15 protein-coding genes are annotated in these 16,687 nt (G+C 64.9%); 2 read left to right on the top strand and 13 right to left on the bottom strand.

Going from position 1 to position 16,687, the window contains the following annotated elements:
- Positions 1 to 126: 126 nt before the first annotated feature.
- The gene (locus AEQU_RS03525) at positions 127 to 1,479 is read left to right on the top strand and encodes a L,D-transpeptidase family protein (RefSeq protein WP_022739554.1); all 1,353 of its coding nucleotides are present in this window, start codon (positions 127 to 129) and stop codon (positions 1,477 to 1,479) included.
- Between the two features lie 76 nt (positions 1,480 to 1,555).
- On the opposite strand, the gene AEQU_RS03520 is transcribed toward AEQU_RS03525, so the two are convergent.
- From AEQU_RS03520 to AEQU_RS03490, 7 genes are all read right to left on the bottom strand, one after another.
- On the bottom strand, positions 1,556 to 1,903 hold the full coding sequence (locus tag AEQU_RS03520; RefSeq protein WP_022739553.1) for a DUF2304 domain-containing protein: 348 nt from the start codon (positions 1,901 to 1,903) through the stop codon (positions 1,556 to 1,558).
- Complete coding sequence (locus AEQU_RS03515; RefSeq protein WP_022739552.1) at positions 1,904 to 2,596, bottom strand: glycosyltransferase family 2 protein; 693 nt, start codon at positions 2,594 to 2,596, stop codon at positions 1,904 to 1,906.
- Positions 2,597 to 2,693: 97 nt separating this feature from the next.
- Positions 2,694 to 3,935: a DHHW family protein gene (locus AEQU_RS03510; protein ID WP_022739551.1), complete on the bottom strand. Its 1,242-nt coding sequence runs from the start codon at positions 3,933 to 3,935 to the stop codon at positions 2,694 to 2,696.
- Positions 3,936 to 3,944: 9 nt separating this feature from the next.
- The gene (locus AEQU_RS03505) at positions 3,945 to 5,471 is read right to left on the bottom strand and encodes an MBOAT family O-acyltransferase (protein ID WP_041714983.1); all 1,527 of its coding nucleotides are present in this window, start codon (positions 5,469 to 5,471) and stop codon (positions 3,945 to 3,947) included.
- A 43-nt stretch (positions 5,472 to 5,514) separates the two neighbouring features.
- A complete protein-coding gene (locus AEQU_RS03500; RefSeq protein WP_022739549.1) occupies positions 5,515 to 6,663 on the bottom strand; it encodes a glycosyltransferase family 4 protein in 1,149 nt (382 codons plus the stop codon).
- 9 nt (positions 6,664 to 6,672) lie between these two features.
- Positions 6,673 to 7,521: a LicD family protein gene (locus AEQU_RS03495; protein ID WP_022739548.1), complete on the bottom strand. Its 849-nt coding sequence runs from the start codon at positions 7,519 to 7,521 to the stop codon at positions 6,673 to 6,675.
- Positions 7,522 to 7,524: 3 nt separating this feature from the next.
- Positions 7,525 to 8,763: a lipopolysaccharide biosynthesis protein gene (locus AEQU_RS03490; RefSeq protein WP_022739547.1), complete on the bottom strand. Its 1,239-nt coding sequence runs from the start codon at positions 8,761 to 8,763 to the stop codon at positions 7,525 to 7,527.
- A gap of 190 nt (positions 8,764 to 8,953) precedes the next feature.
- Between AEQU_RS03490 and AEQU_RS03485 the strand changes: the two genes are divergently transcribed.
- Entirely contained in the window at positions 8,954 to 9,976 is a 1,023-nt protein-coding gene (locus tag AEQU_RS03485) for an acyltransferase (RefSeq protein ID WP_022739546.1), read from the top strand.
- Positions 9,977 to 10,005: 29 nt separating this feature from the next.
- Here the strand turns inward: AEQU_RS03485 and AEQU_RS13020 are convergent, their stop codons facing one another.
- From AEQU_RS13020 to AEQU_RS12595, 6 genes are all read right to left on the bottom strand, one after another.
- Positions 10,006 to 12,360, bottom strand: coding sequence for a S8 family serine peptidase (locus AEQU_RS13020; RefSeq protein WP_022739545.1), 2,355 nt, complete (start codon positions 12,358 to 12,360; stop codon positions 10,006 to 10,008).
- A gap of 97 nt (positions 12,361 to 12,457) precedes the next feature.
- A complete protein-coding gene (gene rfbB, locus AEQU_RS03475; protein ID WP_022739544.1) occupies positions 12,458 to 13,459 on the bottom strand; it encodes a dTDP-glucose 4,6-dehydratase in 1,002 nt (333 codons plus the stop codon).
- A gap of 33 nt (positions 13,460 to 13,492) precedes the next feature.
- Complete coding sequence (dltC, locus tag AEQU_RS03470; RefSeq protein WP_022739543.1) at positions 13,493 to 13,741, bottom strand: D-alanine--poly(phosphoribitol) ligase subunit DltC; 249 nt, start codon at positions 13,739 to 13,741, stop codon at positions 13,493 to 13,495.
- Positions 13,734 to 14,918 (bottom strand): D-alanyl-lipoteichoic acid biosynthesis protein DltB, encoded by a 1,185-nt coding sequence (gene dltB, locus AEQU_RS03465; protein WP_022739542.1) that lies wholly within the window; start codon positions 14,916 to 14,918, stop codon positions 13,734 to 13,736. Before dltB ends, dltC begins: the two co-directional genes overlap by 8 nt.
- A gap of 14 nt (positions 14,919 to 14,932) precedes the next feature.
- Entirely contained in the window at positions 14,933 to 16,462 is a 1,530-nt protein-coding gene (locus AEQU_RS03460; RefSeq protein WP_022739541.1) for an AMP-binding protein, read from the bottom strand.
- A 58-nt stretch (positions 16,463 to 16,520) separates the two neighbouring features.
- Positions 16,521 to 16,685: a hypothetical protein gene (locus tag AEQU_RS12595; RefSeq protein WP_022739540.1), complete on the bottom strand. Its 165-nt coding sequence runs from the start codon at positions 16,683 to 16,685 to the stop codon at positions 16,521 to 16,523.
- Between the last annotated feature and the right edge of the window lie 2 nt (positions 16,686 to 16,687).

Raw genomic sequence — 16,687 nt, 5'->3', positions numbered from 1 at the left:
CCGCTCTCCTCTGGGTGATCGTGACCGCTTATGGTACCATCGTTTGTTACAGAATGACAACACATTGACGATATGACAAAGAATGACTATACCTTGCCCATCAGGACTTTCGCGAAGGAGACGCCCATGACTTCCGCCCATCTCGCAAAATCAGCCAGCGCCATAGGCCTTGCGATCTTGCTAACCATCGGCTGTGCGCCCCTCGGAGCACTGAGCGGCGTTCAGAAAGCCTGGGCCGACGATGCTGTCGCCGTCAAGGACGCCAGCGCCGCGCTCGGCGGCGATCAGAAGGAGGGTAGCGTCGAAGGCGCCCCCGACCTGCAGCCGGCGACGGATCCCGAGCCTGCGGCGGCACCCGAGCCGGCGCCCGAGCCCGATCCCGACCCTGCGCCCGAGCCAGAACCCGACCCCGAGCCCTCCTTGCCCGCCCTCAAGAACGGATGGAACATCATCGATGGCAAGTGGTACTACGGCAATGCCCAGGGAACGCCCCGTACCGGTTGGATCTCCGTCAAAGGCGTCTGGTACTACCTCATGCCCGAAGACGGACACATGGCCACAGGTTGGGTCAACGTAAATGGCAGCACGTATTACCTGGGCGGATCGGGAGCCATGGTAACGGGCTGGACGAAACTCGGGAAAAGCTGGTACTACTTCAACCCTTCCGGCGCCCGCGCGGAAGGCTGGAAGAAAATCAAGGGAACCTGGTACTACCTCACACCTGGAACCGGGACGATGGCCACCGGTTGGGCCAAGTCCGATGGCCTCTGGTACTATTTCGCCAGCTCCGGCGCCATGAGAACCGGGTGGCTCTCCAAAGGCAAGGCTTGGTACTTTCTGAAGAACTCCGGCGCCATGGCCGAAGGCTGGCAGAAAGTCAGCGGCACCTGGTACTATCTCGCTCCCGGTTCCGGTGCCATGCGAACCGGTTGGCTCGACCTCAAAGGCACCTGGTACTATCTTGACGGATCGGGAGCCATGGCGACGGGCCGGCGCACCATCAACGGCCAGGCTCATATCTTCAGCAGCGGCGGTGTTTGGCAGGGGCGCGACAGCGTCGAGGATCTCTTCGTCAAATGGGCCCAACCGGAGAAAAGCGCCACCAAATGGCTCATTCTCGTCGATACTAAGCGGTGCAAGGTGGGCGTTTTCTACGGCTCCCAGGGCAACTGGCAACTCCAGCGCATGATGGACTGCGCACCGGGCAAGGCCTCCACTCCCACCAAAAAGGGCCGCTTCACCGTGGGCGGCAAGGGCTACTACTTCGACTCCGGCGCGGCACGCTGCTTCTACTACACGCAATTCAGCGGCAACTATCTGTTCCACTCGGTTCTCTACTACCAGAACTCGCGACCGACTTCGGTCATGGACGGCCGCGTGGGCATGGGCCTCTCTCACGGCTGCGTGCGCCTGAAGCTCAACAACGCGAAGTGGATTTACGACACCATCCCTCGCGGCACGAAGGTCTACATCTGGTAGGGGCCTTCCCGCAGACGCAGGTCCCGAAACACCCTTCCCGCACCGCTGCGGAAGCACGAATCAAAAGAACCGAGGATTAGCTATCGAGCTTTTCCTCGGTTCCGTCGGTTACGCGGGACAAGGCGATGACCTGGGTCAGCTGGGAGATCTTATTGCGCTGGCGGGCCAGCTCCACCGACACGGTGAGCTGCCGGAAGATGACGATGGCCAGCATGCAGAGGAACACGAAGTTCGAGGGCGACTCGAACCCGAGCGCCGCCGAGCAGGCGTAGACGATCTGCGGGAACACCGCCATCACGATGAGGGCCAGGGCGAACAGGAACCAGAACACCGCATCGGCGGTCGTCAGCTGGTTATGGCGAATCTTCACTACCACGTAGGCCAGGGCCAGAACGGCGCCGACAATGAGCACAATCCAGTACATTTAGCTCACCTTCTTGCGGAACCACTGCACGAACATGATGGAGATGCACACCCGCAGCATGTAGGCCACGGACTTCGTGAAGTTCAGGTAGCTCTCCCCCGCCACGCGGTCGCGCATCTCCACCTGCATCTCGGAGACCTTGGCCCCGTTGCGGATGCACAGGGCGATGGTGTCGGGCTCGGGGCTGTAGTCGTAGCTGAGGGCGAAGCGGCGGATCATGTCGCGATCGAACAGGCGCATGCCCGAGGTGGGGTCCTGTATCTTCTTGCCCGTGGTGAGACGGATCATGGCCGTAATGAGGGTCGATCCGGCCATGCGCGCCGAGATGGGTTTCTTCTGGGCGCAGAACCGCGACCCAATGACGATATCGGAGCCGTCGGCCTCGGCCTGCTTCACCATGGGCCACACGTAGGCCGCCGAGTGCTGGCCGTCGGCATCGAACTGGATAGCGTAGTCGTAGCCGTTGGCGTAGGCGTACTTCATGCCCGTCTGGAACCCTCCGGCCAGGCCGAGGTTCACGGGCAGCGTGATGATGTTGAAACCGTGCTCGAGGCAGATGGCCTCGGTGGCATCCGTGGAGCCGTCGTTGATGACCACGTGATCGACGCCCGGGGCGTTGCTCACAAGGTCGCTGACGGTGGAAACGATGTTCTCCTCCTCGTTGTAGGCGGGAACGATGGCAAGAACCTTCAACTTATCTCCCAAAGGTCGGGTTGCAATTGATCGATGCGCACCAGTATACCCCAAAGCCGCGCATTGCCTTATCGCGCCGCGCCGTTGAGGGGATACGTCACGAGAGGGCCAAGGCCTCCTCAGTTGTTTCATACAACAGATTCGCCTCGCGCATGATGAACACCACATCGGTCACGCCATCATGCTTCTCCAGAAAATCCCCCACGGTCACGGACGCATGGCGCGGATCCAGCGCATAAGTGGTGCGATAGTGAGCCGCCAGCCAGCGTTCCATGGAGTTGCTGTTGGAATCGGTGACGATGAGGAGCTCAGCGTCGGTCGGAGCATCCGGGTTGCCGAACTCGATCAGACCCTTGTCCCCGTGATAATACTCGGCGTAGCGATTAGCGTACCGGTTCGCATCCCAGCCTCCTTCGGCGTACATCTCGCGATGGACGACATCTTCCTCACTTGCAGCGTTGCCGTTGATGCTTACGGTGAGGTTCGGAAAATCTCTGAACGCATAATCGGCGATACGGTCGGAATAGCCCGTGACGAGCCCTTGCCGTGCCAAGGCGCCATAGAACGCCGGCTCATCGTAGACAACTTCCCCCTCGGGTTTAAGAAGCTCGTCGCCGAATCCTAGCGCTGACGCTATACGGCAGTAGGCGGCATAGGCCCCCGCGTTGTTCCAATGATGATCCGTCGAGAACCACTGGCCCTTGAAATCTCCGTAGCCCACATCGCCGTCGATCATCTGGAATGCGCCGTCCTGCTCTTCAAAAAGCGCCTGGATGCCCTCGTAGGTCAAAGGGTTAGACACAAGGCCCTCGGTAGGCGTGCCGCTCACATTGAGCGTGTCGGGGCTAAGGTACACGAAAAACCGTCTGTCGGGAAATTCGCGGCCCAGCGCATCCATGCCAGCGGCGACACGGCGCGCGCAAGCAGTAATATCCTCGTCGGCTTTCTTGGCTATCTCCGCCAAGCGACTCTCGGAGGGAATGTCGACGATGCCGGAGTCGTAGAACGTGGGATAGCATTCCCATCCAAACAGGACATTGGACGCCGTTATGGCTCCACGCTGCCAAGCTGCCGTGGCCAAAAGCGCCGAGGCCTTGGCAGGCACGTGAGCGGACACCTCGGTTTCAACAGCTGCCTGGAACGCCTTGGTCTCAAAGCCCTCAAGCGTGGCCACCGCGGCCACATTGGCAGACTCCTCCGAGCCGGAAAGATAATTCGCGTCCTCAGTCGTCAGCCACAGAGGCACCGCCGCGCCCGCCCGCTCGGCAAGGTAAAGCGCCGCCGGGCCACAGAGCACGAGGCAGACAAGCACCGAGAACAAAAGGCTGCGTACTCTCAAAGGACACCTCTAGAACTGGAAGTAAATGAACGGGTTGTACGAGCTGGAGACCACCGACATGCAGCTCAGCACGAAGACGGCCAGAAGGGCCACGTCGGCGAGCACGTTCACGGCAGTCACGGCGCGGGCGCGGCCGGCGGGCACGGGGCCCTCGCAGACCACCTGGCAGGGCGGCACGGCGGTGTTGCCCTTCTGCGAGGCGGCGACGATGGCGCGGTGCGGGTCGCCTTCGGCCCAGGCCTGGATCTTCTTGCGCAGCCACGGCGCCCAGGGCAGCGACCCCACGATGAAGATGGGCACGAGGCTCACGTAGCTCCAGGACTGCAGCTCCCACAGCGTGGAGGTGCCCAGCCATCCGTAGGCGCCGAACATGGCGCAGAACCACTCCCCCACGTTCGACAGCCCCGTCACGGCGAACAGGAGCCACCCGAAGAAGAACAGCACGATGCACCAGATGTGGCTCACGAACCGCGGCAGCCGGTCGAGCACCTTCATGACGAAGAACTTCTCCAGCAGAATCAGCACGCCCCAGTACAGGCCCCACAGAAGGAAGTTCCACGCGGCGCCGTGCCAGATGCCCGTCAGGCCCCACACGATCATGGTGTTCAGCACGAAGCGCGGCGTGCTCACGCGGTTGCCGCCGAGCGGGATGTATACGTAGTCGCGAAAGAAGCCGCCGAGCGACATATGCCAGCGGCGCCAGAACTCCGTGGCCGACTTCGACGTGTAGGGGTAGTTGAAGTTGCGCGGGTACTCGAATCCCATCATCTTGCCGAGGCCGATGGCCATGTCCGAGTAGCCGGAGAAGTCGAAGTAGATCTGGAAGGTGTAGGCGGCCACGCCCGAGAAGCAGCCGATGAAGCCGATCTCGGCCGCCTCGCGGGGCAGCAGCGAGTCGGCCAGCACGCCGGCGGTGTTGGCGAGCAGCACCTTTTTGCCCAGGCCCACGCAGAACAGCCGCAGGCCCTGGGCGAAGCCCTCAAGCGTCGCGCGGCGGTGGTCTATCTCATGCTCGATGTCGGCGTAGCGCACGATGGGACCGGCCACCAGCTGAGGGAACATGGCGATGTACATGCCGAGGTAAAGTGGGTTCTTCTGCACCTTCACCTCGCCGCGGTAAACGTCCACCACGTAGGTGATGGCCTGCAGGGTGAAGAACGATATGCCGATGGGCAGCGCCAAGTTCAACTCGGCGATGAACTCCTCGCCCAGCGCCCGGTTCACGTTCTCGGCCAGAAAGCCCTGGTACTTGTAGAACCCGAGCACGAGCAGGTTGGCCGCAAGCGCCATCACGAGCCAGAAGCGCTTAGGAGCCGTCTTGCCCTCGCCGCACTTGCCGATGATGAAGGCGAACAGCCAGTTGAGGCAGATGGAGGCCACCATGAGCCACACATACACAGGCTCGCCCCAGGCGTAGAACAGAAGCGAGAACAGCAGCAGGACCACGTTCTTCGCCGGCCGCCACGGCACGGCGAAGTACACCGCCAGAAACAGCGGCAGGAACGCGAACAGGAATATCGTGCTAGAAAAGACCATGGTCAGCACCCACCAGACGATCACCCATTACGAGTCATGCACCTCACTTACCGCCCAGACCAGCGGCATCTATGACGTTTTCAACCGATTCATCCCAAGTATAAAGGGATTCCGAGCGCCGGCGCGCGGCATCCTGCGCCCGGGCCAGGCGCTCCCGGTCGCCGGCCAACGCCCGCACCGCCCGTGCGATGCCGTCCGCATCGGCGTCGGGAAGCAGCACGCCCCCCTCGTCGCCGACAAGCGCGCCGGCGATGCCCACGTCGGTGGAGACGATGGCGCACCCGCACACGGCGGCCTCCAGAAGCGAGCTGCCGAAGCCCTCGGAGCGGCTGGGGAAGCAGAAGATGTCCGATTCCAGCAGCAGCGCGGCCACATCGGCCGCATCAAGCCGGCCCGTGAAATGCACCGTCGGCACGCCGCGCGCCTCCAGCGCCGCGCGCAGCGGCCCTTCGCCGGCCAGAGCGAACGCGACGTCCTCCCCCGCCGCCGCCAGCTGCTCGGCGGCGCTCACCAGGGCCTCGACGCCCTTCTCGGGAATGAGCCGCCCGGTGTAGGCGACCAGCACCGCGCCTTCGGGAACGCCCAGCTCCTGGCGGAACGACCGCCCCGAGGCGCCCCGGCGAAAGGACGGCGCGTCGATGGCGTTGGTGATGATGCCGGAAGGCCTGATGCCGAAGGTGGGAAGCCAGCGGGCACTCGCCTCCGACACGCCGTAGAAGCGGGGCCGCAAGCGCTTCAGCAGGGCCGTGATGGCATGCTCGTAGGCCCGCACGGCCACGTCGATGGCCCCGTTGCCGAAGGTAAGGTAGTCGGCCCCGTGGTCGATGACCAGAGGCACGAGCCCGCGCCGCCGCGCGAAGCGCGCCCCCACCAGCGACAGGGGGTAGAACCGCGTATTCACCACCACGGCGACGACCCGGCGCCCGTCCAGCGTGGCCAGAAGCTCGCGCTGGCACCGACCGGGCTTCGCGAAGGGGAGCCGCCCGCCCACCAGCGGCCAGCACGGCAGCCGCAGCACCTCTACGCCGTCGGAAAGCCGTTCGCGCTCCGGCGCGCCGTCCAGTCGGCTCGTCACCACGACGACGTCGTAGCCGCGGCGCTCAAGCGCCCGGGACAGGCCGTCGGTGAACACCTCCACCCCGCCCACGTGGGGCAGGAAGTGGGCCGAGAAGATGACGATGACGTCCCTCATGCCGCGCGCCTACAAATCGCCGAAATCGAGGACTTCCGGAGAGTGCGTCTTGCGCTTCTCCTCCGGCGGCAGCTGCATATAATCGCCGTACATCATGGTGAGGTAGGCGTCGATGTCGCGCGGGGCCAGAAACTGATCGCCTTCGAACCGGACGGGTCGGGGCGGCAGCACGTCCCCGGCGCGCAGGAAGCCGAAGTCCTGCACGCAGCAGATGCGCCCGGAGGCCTCTGCCGAGCCGCCCTCGGCGATGCGCCGCACCCACCGGTCGTGGCGATCCGCGATGCCCTGCGGGGTAAACAGCGCCCGCACCGCCCCGTGGCCGGTCCGGCACAGCCACCGCTTCAACGTTCGGAACGACGCCGTGGGCTGAATGGCCGGGTGCGGCGTGTAGTACAAATACATCATGCGCTGCCAGAACATGGCGCGCTTGATGCACTTCCCAAGCTCGGCGTCGCCCAGGGCCGGCCCCACGTAGTCGTAGGCGAAGATGTCCAGGTAGATGCACGAGTCAAGCCCGGCATCAATGCTCTCCCGGGCCAGAAACCGCGTCCCCTCCCGGTACACCTTCGCGAACAGGTAGGGGTAGTTCTCCGTGTTCTGGAAGGTGTGGATGGAATAGCCCTCGGGGGGCTGCTCCTCAAACAGGCGGATGAACCGCTCGTAGTCGTCGCGCATCATGCCCAGGTCGATGTCGTCGTCCCAGGGGATGAACCCGCCGTGGCGCACGGCGCCGATGCAGGTGCCGCCGTCCAGGAAGTAGGCGATGCCGTGCTCGCGGCAGAACGCGTCCACCACGCGCAGCATGTCCAGCTCCACCTTCTGGAGCTTCTTCAGATCATCGTTCGAGTAGGTCGCCATGGGCTAGCCTCTTCCTTCTTTTACGGCCCGGAAGGTGAAGTATACCAGCAGCGCGCTGCCCAGGGCGTAGGCGATGGCACCGGCGAAGCTCACCCCGTTGGCGCCGCAGGCCCCGATGAGCCACACGGAAAGCGGGAACACGGCGACGAACGCCGCCGCGTTCCCGATGAGCACCTCCCGCATACGGCGGTACACGATGAGAATGTCCATGAAGAACCAGATGTAGGCCGTGGCCATGGTGCACAAGAGCATGGGCTGCAGCAGGTACACGTAGGGGACGATCTTCTCGCCAAACAGCAGCGTGAGGCCCAGCTCGCCGAACAGCAAAAACAGGATGCTCACCGCCACCGTGATGCCCATCACGGCAAGGCACACCTTGCCGATGAGCGAGACGACGCCCTTGCGGTCGCCCTTCAGGGAAAGCTCGGCGAAGGTGCCCAGCAGCGGGTTGTAGATGTAGCTGGCGGCCATCTGCACGATAACGGCCAGCGTGGCCACCGAGGCGTAGGACCCCAGCGCCGCCTCGCCCTCCATGCCGTAGAGGAACTGGCGGGCCACCGTCACTACGGCGCTGCACAGCACGCCGGACACGACGGCGGGGAAGCACACCACCGCCAGGCTCTTGGCGGCGCGCAGGGAGATGCGCGGCACAATGCTGTCCAGCCGCGACGAGTGCCGCACGTCGTAGGAGAACAGGATCACCACCGCCGTCGCCGTCATGCCCGTGATGGCCGCCGTCAGGTTCTGGGTAAGCCCGAACACCGCGACGAAGGCGCCAAGCGACGTGACGCCCTGGGTGATGAGGGAGACGCCGGCGTAGTCAAGCCGGGAATAGCGCTGGTCAACGCCGTGCAGAATGTCGATGATCACGACCACCGACTTGTACACGAGGAACGCCACCACCGGCGCCAGAGAAAGCCCGGCCGTGAGCACCGCGTACATCGTGCAGGCGACGAACGCCAGAAACGTCGTGATAATGCGGAAGGCTACGTACTGCTCATCGGTGTACTCGTTGCGCACGTCGGACACCTGGTAGGTGCGCGTGTTGTAGTAGGCCAGAGGCGTGAAGATGTTGCCGATGGCCATGGCGAGCGCCAGGGCGCCGGCGTCGTCGAACCCGGCGGACATGCGGGCGACCACCACGGAGAGCAGCCACTGGCACCCCAGATAGGTGATAGAGCCGGCCGAGTACCACATCATGTTCTGCTTGATGGACTTCGGCTGTATCGCTTTATCGGCCATGGCGCCCGACGACCTCCTTCCTCCGGCGCGGTTTTTCGCAGTGCAGGCTATTGTAGGCAACTGCGGGCGCTCCAGCGCGCGCCGCGGGGCAATAACGGAAACAACGCACGTCTTTCGGTGGCGCGCGGCCTCCGAGTGGGGTACAGTGGATAGGCTGCCGCTAAAACGGCCCCTCGGAAAGGAACCCGCCGTGCAACGACTTTGGAACCTCGACATCCTGCGCATCGTGGCCATTTCGGCCGTCGTGGTCATCCACACCACCCAGAACATGAGCAAGCTGGACGTAACCGGCCTCGATTGGGCCGTCCTGAACGTCTACGACGGGCTTGTCCGCTGGGCCGTGCCCGTCTTCGTCATGATAAGCGGCGTGCTGTTCTTAAACCCCGCCAAGGAGCAGCCGCTGAAGAAGCTGTATGCGAAGAACGTGCTGCGCATCGTCACCATCATCCTGTTCTGGGGCCTAGTGTACGCGGCGCTGAACCACCCACCCGCTGATCTCTCCTCCGAAAGCCTCTACGCCTTCTTCTGCACGGCGGTGCTGGGCCACTACCACATGTGGTTCCTCTACATGATAGCGGGCCTGTACATCCTGGTGCCCGTGATGCGCTGCATCGCCGCCTCTCCGAAGACCCTCGACTACTTCCTCGCCGTCGCCTTCGTGCTGAACACGGCGCTGCCGTTCCTGACGAGCTTCGGGCACCTGTCGCTCATCACCCAGCTGACCGACAACATGCTGTTCCAAATGCCTTTGGGCTACTCGTTCTACTTCCTGTTGGGCTTCTGGCTGAGCCAACGCGACTTCACCCGCAAGCAGGAGACGGGCATCTACCTGTTGGGCATCGCTGGGGTGGCGGCCACCATCCTGCTCACCTACGCCGCCTCCCAGGCGGCCGGCAAACCGGTGCTCACCTACTACGGCAACTTCTCGCTGCCAGTGTGCCTCGCCAGCACCGCGCTGTTCACGTGGTCGAGGCGCTGGCCCATCGCCCCCGGCGGCAAGCACCCCGTCGTCTCGCGGCTCTCCGCCAGCACCCTCGGTGTCTACCTCGTGCACGTCATCGTGCTGGACGCCCTGGCTCGTTTGGGCCTGAGCGCCCTGGCCTTCAACCCCGTCCTGGCCGTGCCGGCCACGGCAGGCGCCGCCATCGTCATCTCCTTCGCCCTGGCGGCGCTCATGACGAAGATCCCGTTCTTCAACAAGCACTTCGTGTAGGGGCGCGCTTGCGCCGCGTCCCTTTTGCCCTAACGGGTCTTGTCCCATACACCCGAGGCGTTCACGTGGTACTTGCCCACCCAGGTGCTGACGGCCATAGCACCGGAAGAGGTCACGTAGTAGTTGCCGATCCACTTGCCGGCCTGCATGGCCCCCGAGCCATTCGAGTAGTACCACTTCGAGCCCACCCGGTACCAGCCCGTGGCCATGGCGCCGGAGCCCTTCAGGTAGTACCAGCTTTTCCCCACCTTCTGCCAGCCGGTGGCCATGGCGCCGGAGCGGTTGAGGTAGTACCAGCTCTTGCCGACCTTCACCCATCCAGTGACCATCGCTCCCGCCTTGTCGAGGTAGTACCACGAAGAACCGTCCCTCAGCCAGCCCGTAGCATTGGAGCCGTCCGCCTGGCGGTAGCGCCACGTGCCGCCCGACGACTGCCAGCCGGCCTTCCGGGAAGGCTGCGGGTCGGAAGGAGCGGGCGCGTCGGCGTCCTCGCCGTCCTTGGGCTCCTCTTGCCCCTCGCCGTCCGCCGCCCCGTCGCCGTCGGAGCCGGCGGAATCGTCGGCCTCCGGAACATCGGGGCCGGGCGCGGGCGACGGACCCGGAGCGGGCGCGCCGCCGGAACCGCCAGAGCTGCCGGAGTCGCCCGGGCTGCCGGCATTGCCGGAGCCGCCTGAATTGCCGGAGTTGCCAAAGTTGCCTGTGCTGTCGGAATTGCCCGCACCGCCCGAGAGCTGCGAGGGCTCCGTCCCGGACGTCCCCTGGGGCGTCTCGCCGCCCTGGGCGTCCCCGCCGGCCACCGGCACCTGCGCCGCCGGCAAAGCCGCCGCCACCGCCGCCCGGGCGTTCACGGCGCCGTAACCGGTCTGGTCGTCCTTGCCCGCATCGCACAGGTCCACCGCCGTGCGGCACAGAAGGTCGCGCACCTCGGCCGCCGAGAGCGTCGGGTCGGCGGCCCGCACCATGGCCGCCACGGCGCTCACCACCGGGCAGGCCATGGAGGTGCCGTCCATGTTCGCGTAGCTGTCGCTCGTCCCCCGCGAGAGGAAGGTGGAGTGGATGCCCTCCCCGGGCGCGGCGATGTCGCACCAAGAACCGTAGTTGGAAAACGCCGAGCGCGTCACGTCGCCGCTCATCCATGCGGCCTTGGCGATGCTGCCCCACCCGGCCCCCTCGTGCCCCTTCTGCGTGAGGCTGACGACGCCCATCACGCTAGGGCAGACGGCCGGCACGCAGGGCGCATTGGCGCCGCTGTTGCCGGCGGCCGCAACGACGAGCACGTCGTTGGACCGCGCGAGCCCCGACGTGACGTCCTCGAAGACGTCGACGAGCTTCTGGTCTGCGACATCGAACTCCAGCGACATGTTCACCACCGAGCAGCCCGCGTCGCGGGCGTACTCCAACGCGAACAGGATGTCCTGCAGCGTTCCGTTGGCCACCCACTGGCCGCGCTTGTCCTGGGCCTTCGCGGAGAAGGCGTCGATGGCCACCAAGTCCACGATTCCGTTGGCCACGGCCGTGTCGCCCCCGCTGGCCACGCCCAGAACGCCGCCATTGCCCGCCTCGGCGGCGATGATGCCGCACACATGGGTGCCGTGGCTGGAGAACTCCTCCACCGCCGCGCTGCCGTTCACATAGCCGTCGCCCCGCAGAGGCTCGCCGCGCCACGCCGAGACGGCCGTCGCGCCCTCGTCGTGCACGACCTCGGCGCTCAGCGCGCGGTCGACGACGCGGGCCAGGTCGGGATGGGAAAGCGAGGCGCCCGTGTCGATGACCCCCACCTTCACCGGGGCCACGCCGGCGGCCCACTGGGCCAGAAGCTCCCAGGCCGCCGGGGCCTCCACGTAATCGAGGTACCACTGCTGCCCCCGGCGCTCGTCCGGCACCGCCACCGCCCCCTGGGCCCCGGCGACAGGATCATCCATGGGCGTGGCCACGTAGTTCGGCAGGGCGTACTTCACCGCCGGATCCTCCTGGGCGATGCCGGCCGCCGTCTCCACAGTGAGCTCGTCAGATATCGCCACCGTGGCCGCCGCGCCTCCCTCGAAGACGGCCTCCTCGGAGGCCACCGCGCCCTCTACCAAATCGCCCACCGCGTCCTTCTCGGCCTTTGTGGCGAATTCCTCGTACACGACCACGATCTCGCCGGGCACGTAGCCCAAATCGCCCGGGTTCTCCGCGCGCTCGGCCTCGGCCGCGGCCGCCTCGCCGGCAGCATCCACGCCGGCGCTCGCCAGCGCATCGGCCAGGGGCGTCTCGGCATCGCCGATGACGGCCGCCCCCACCGCCCCATAGCCGTCGAGCGACAGCGCCAGCGTGACGGCCACCAGAACCGACAGAACGCCTGAGAGGATATGCTGGAACGACGCCTTCCCCGATTGCTTCATAAGGGCCCCTTCCCGACGAGCGCCAGCGGCAGATTCAAGAATGATTCCCTATTCTACTATGCGAGAGGATCCCCGCCCGCGAGAAGATGACGCCAAGTCAACAAAGATTTCCGCCTGCGGCGCCGCGCCACCAGCTTTCGTTCTCGCGGTACCAGCGGATGGTCTCGTCCAGCCCCGCCTCGAGATCGGTGTGCTGCGGGCGCCAGCCCAGCTCACGGCGCAGCTTCGAGGAGTCTATGGCGTAGCGGCGGTCGTGGCCCGGCCTATCGCGCACCCAGTCGAAGTCGTCGGCGTCGCGCCCCATGCGCCCCAGGATGCCGCGCATCACCTCCAGGTTGCTGCGCTCCCCGTCGGCACCGATGAGGTAGGTCTCCCCCGGCTCGCCACGCGCGAGGATGGTCCACACGGCCGAGGAATGGTCGTCCACGTGAATCCAGTCGCGCACGTTCAACCCGTCGCCGTACAGCTGGGGACGCCCTCCCGTGAGCACGGCGGCAATCTGATGGGGAATGAACTTCTCAATGTGCTGGCGCGGCCCATAGTTGTTTGAGCAGTTCGAAATGGTGACATCGAGCCCGTAGGTGCGCCGCCACGCCCGCACGAGCATGTCGGAAGCGGCCTTGGTGGAGCTGTAGGGGCTCGAGGGGCGATAGGGCGATTCCTCGTTGAACCGCGCGGGGTCGTCCAAGGCCAAATCCCCGTACACCTCGTCGGTCGAGATATGGTGGAAGCGCGTGCCGTGGCGCCGCGCCGCCTCCAGAAGGCAGAACGTGCCCTCCACGTTGGTGCGCACAAACGGCGCCGGGTCGGCAATGGAGTTGTCGTTGTGGGACTCCGCCGCAAAGTGCACCACCGCGTCGGTGCTGGGGAACAGCTCCTCCAGAAGCGCTGCGTCGCAAATGTCGCCGTGGACGAACGTCAGGCGCTCCTCGGGAATGCCGGCCAGGTTCTCCCGGTTCCCGGCGTGGGTGAGCGCGTCCAGCACCGTCACGTGCACGTCGGACTGGTTGTCCACTACCCAGTGGACGAAGTTGCTGCCGATGAACCCGGCGCCGCCGGTCACCAAAATGCGCCGGGGCTCGAAAGCGTCGCGCGCCATACCGCCTCACTTCAAGAACAACGAACCGGGTGGCTAGTCAACGCGTATCTGCACCTGATGGATGATCTTGTTGACCGAGTTCATCTCCTCGCGCTCCACAGCCGTGGGGGCGATAGTCACGCCGAACTCCGTCTCGATGGCCACCAGAAGCTCGATGGCGGCCATGGAGTCCAGAAGCCCCTCCTCGAACAGATCCGCATCGCGGATCTCGTAGATGGCGTCGTCGTCGCAGATCTCCTCGATGAGCTCGAGCATGCGCTCCTCGACCGAATTGTCAGCCATGAATCATACCTCCCACTACGGTGTGCATTTGCCCGGAAAAGATGGCCATGCCCAACATGACCAGATTGATGGTAACGAACCATTGCAGAACTTTATACCACTTCTTCTTTTTGTGCCGCTTGTGAAAGCCCGACTTCTTCTGGTAGACGTCGGTGGCTCCCATGAGCACCCCGTAGTAAGCGCCGTACACCAGGTAATCTAGCGTCAGCCCGTGCCAGGCGCCCATGAGCATGAAGTTCGCCATATAGCCGGCGCAGGCCGTGTTCAAGCGGTTCTTGAACACCTTGCGGCGCGTGGCCGACTTCACCAGGCGCATGAAGACGAAGTCGCGCAGCCATGTGGAAAGCGATATGTGCCAGCGGTCCCAGAAGTCGCGCACGTCGGTGGCAAGGAAGGGTGCGCGGAAGTTGCGCGGGGTCTTGATGCCGAAGCAGTAGCTCACGCCCATGGCCATGAGCGAGTAGCCCGCGAAGTCGAAGAACAGGTAGAAGCCGTACATGTACGCATCCTTCACCTGCGCGCCGATCTCCCACCACCAGGGCCCGTCTCCCAGCGGTGCGGGCGTGAAGAAGTGGTGGAACACCGACCCGAGCACCATCTGGTACACCGCGCCAACCAAGAGGAGCAGAAGCCCGCGCGAGAGCAGGTCCCCGTACTCCCGGGGCGTGTACACGCGGTTGGCGTCCTCGGTGAATCGCCGGCTGCGATCGATGGGGCCGGAGGTGAACGGCGCGAAGAATACCAGGAAGTACAGGTAGTCCGAGAAGTTCATCTCGGTGATGATGTCGTCGCGCACCTCGATGATCACCTGCACGGCCTTGAACGTGATGTAGGAGATGCCCAAAAAGCCCATGAGGTTCTGGTCGAACACGGCCCCTATCTTATAGATGACGACCGGGGCGATGACCGCCGCCAAGGCCACACGGTACTTCCACAGCGCCTTTTCGCCGGACTGCCAGCTGCGCAGCACCCAGAACGTCGCGGCGCAGGCAATGGCGATGAAGGCGACGAAGGCCGCCATACCCTGCCAGTTCTCCCCGAACAGCAGGAGGAGGAATACCAGCGAGGCCGCAAGCCCGTAACGCTTGATGCGATGCCCCGTGAAACCGAGGACGGCCGCCGGAACCAGGGCCACAAGCAGATAGACGTAGAACGCGGGATCGACATAGAAGTTCATGGTCGCGCTCCGCTCTAGGCCAGCGCCTTGCGGTCGATCTTGCCGTTGACGTTCAACGCGAACTCGTCGTGGTACACGAACTTCTTCGGAACCATGTACTCGGGCACGAGCTGCTTCAGGGCCGCCTTCAGGGCGCGCGTCGTCTCGCGATCGCCCTCGCCGCCGTCGGCCAGGCGCACATGGGCCGCCAGATGCGACACCTTGCCGTCGCGCTCGACGGGCAGCACCACGGCCTCGCCGACTTCGGGCAGGCGTACCAGGGCCTGCTCCACATCGGCCAGCTCCACCCGGAAGCCGTTCAGCTTCACTTGGAAGTCGAGCCGTCCGAGGCAGAACAGGCGCCCCTGCTCGTCAAGATAGCCCTTGTCGCCGGTCTTGTAGCAGCGTTGGCCGAGCCCCGTGCCCTCTTCCACTACCGAGAAAGCGGCCTCGGTCAGGTCGGGGCGGCCGTAATAGCCCGCCGACACCGTGTCGCCGAACAGGTAGATCTCGCCCACCTGCCCGGCCCCCAGCTCCTCGCCGGTCTCCAGATCCAGAATGCGGGCGCCCCCGCTGGAGGTAAGGTAGCCCACGGGAAGCGGGTTCACATCGGTCGCCAGAGCGCAGTCCACCACAATATCGGTCACCGCCTGGGTCTCCGTGGGCCCATAGGTGTTGTACAGCGTCGCATCCGGGAAGCGATCCAAAAGCTTCAGCGCCGTGGCGTTGCGCAGCACCTCGCCGCACAGGATGATGGCGTCAAGGCGCGGCAGAAGCTGGGCGTTGAAGCTGGGGTCGGCCAGGCACATCTCCGCGAACGACGGAGTGGAAATCCAAGCAGTCATGCCGCTTTCGCGCAGGGCCTCGAAGGTATCGCGCATGCTCTGCTCGTGCTCGCTCTCCAGGGAAAAGAGGGTGTAGCCGAACGGCAGCGCCCCGATGATGTCGAAGAGGCTCACGTCGAAGGTGTAGGGCACGCGGTTGAAGCTCACGCCGTCCTCGCGGGAGGGGAAGAGCCGCGAGAAGTAGTCCATGAAGGCGTCCACGCAGCGGGAGGGCATCTGAACTCCCTTGGGGCGCCCCGTGCTTCCCGAAGTGAACAGCAGGTAGAAGGGCGTCTCGTCGGCAATCCAGCGGGAGCGGTCGGCCTCGGAGGCCACCGCGCAGGCAGCCCGCACCTCGGCCTCGTCCCACACCTCGCCGGCCAAGGCCGCATCCCCCACGAAGGGGCCATCGGCCAGCGACAGCACGAGCGGTCGGTCCAGCTGGGCCAGGATATCGCTCACGCGGTCGGCGGGGTAGGCGATGTCCACGGGAGCGTAGGTGAGCCCCGCCTTCACGGCGGCTAGAAACGAGACGAGCATGAGCGGCGACTTGTGGCCGTACACCACCACGGGCTTGCCGGCGGGCGCCTTTTCGGCCAAGGCGGCGGCCAGATTGTCCGACAGGGCGCTTAGCTCGCCGAAGGTGATCGACGACCCCTCTCCCCCGCGGGAGTTGAAGAACGCGCGCCTTTCGGGGCAGCGTGCCGCCCTCTTTTCGAACGTCTCAAGAAATCTGCTCACAGTACCCTCACAACCAATCGTTCCTCTCATCTACGCGACAGCACATGCGAAAAGCCGCCTAGAAGTTCTCGTACACCGGCGCCGCCGGAGCGCCGAATCCGGAGAACACGGTGAACCACACGAGCAGGGCCAGAAGCCCCAGCACGACGACGAACCACAGAAGCGCCCCCAGCCACGTGTCGCTGAAGAACCACTCCACAAGCCTGTCCCAGAACCGCCTCACGG

Source organism: Adlercreutzia equolifaciens DSM 19450 (assembly GCF_000478885.1).
Taxonomy (GTDB): domain Bacteria; phylum Actinomycetota; class Coriobacteriia; order Coriobacteriales; family Eggerthellaceae; genus Adlercreutzia; species Adlercreutzia equolifaciens.
This window is presented reverse-complemented; position numbering and strand designations above follow the sequence as displayed.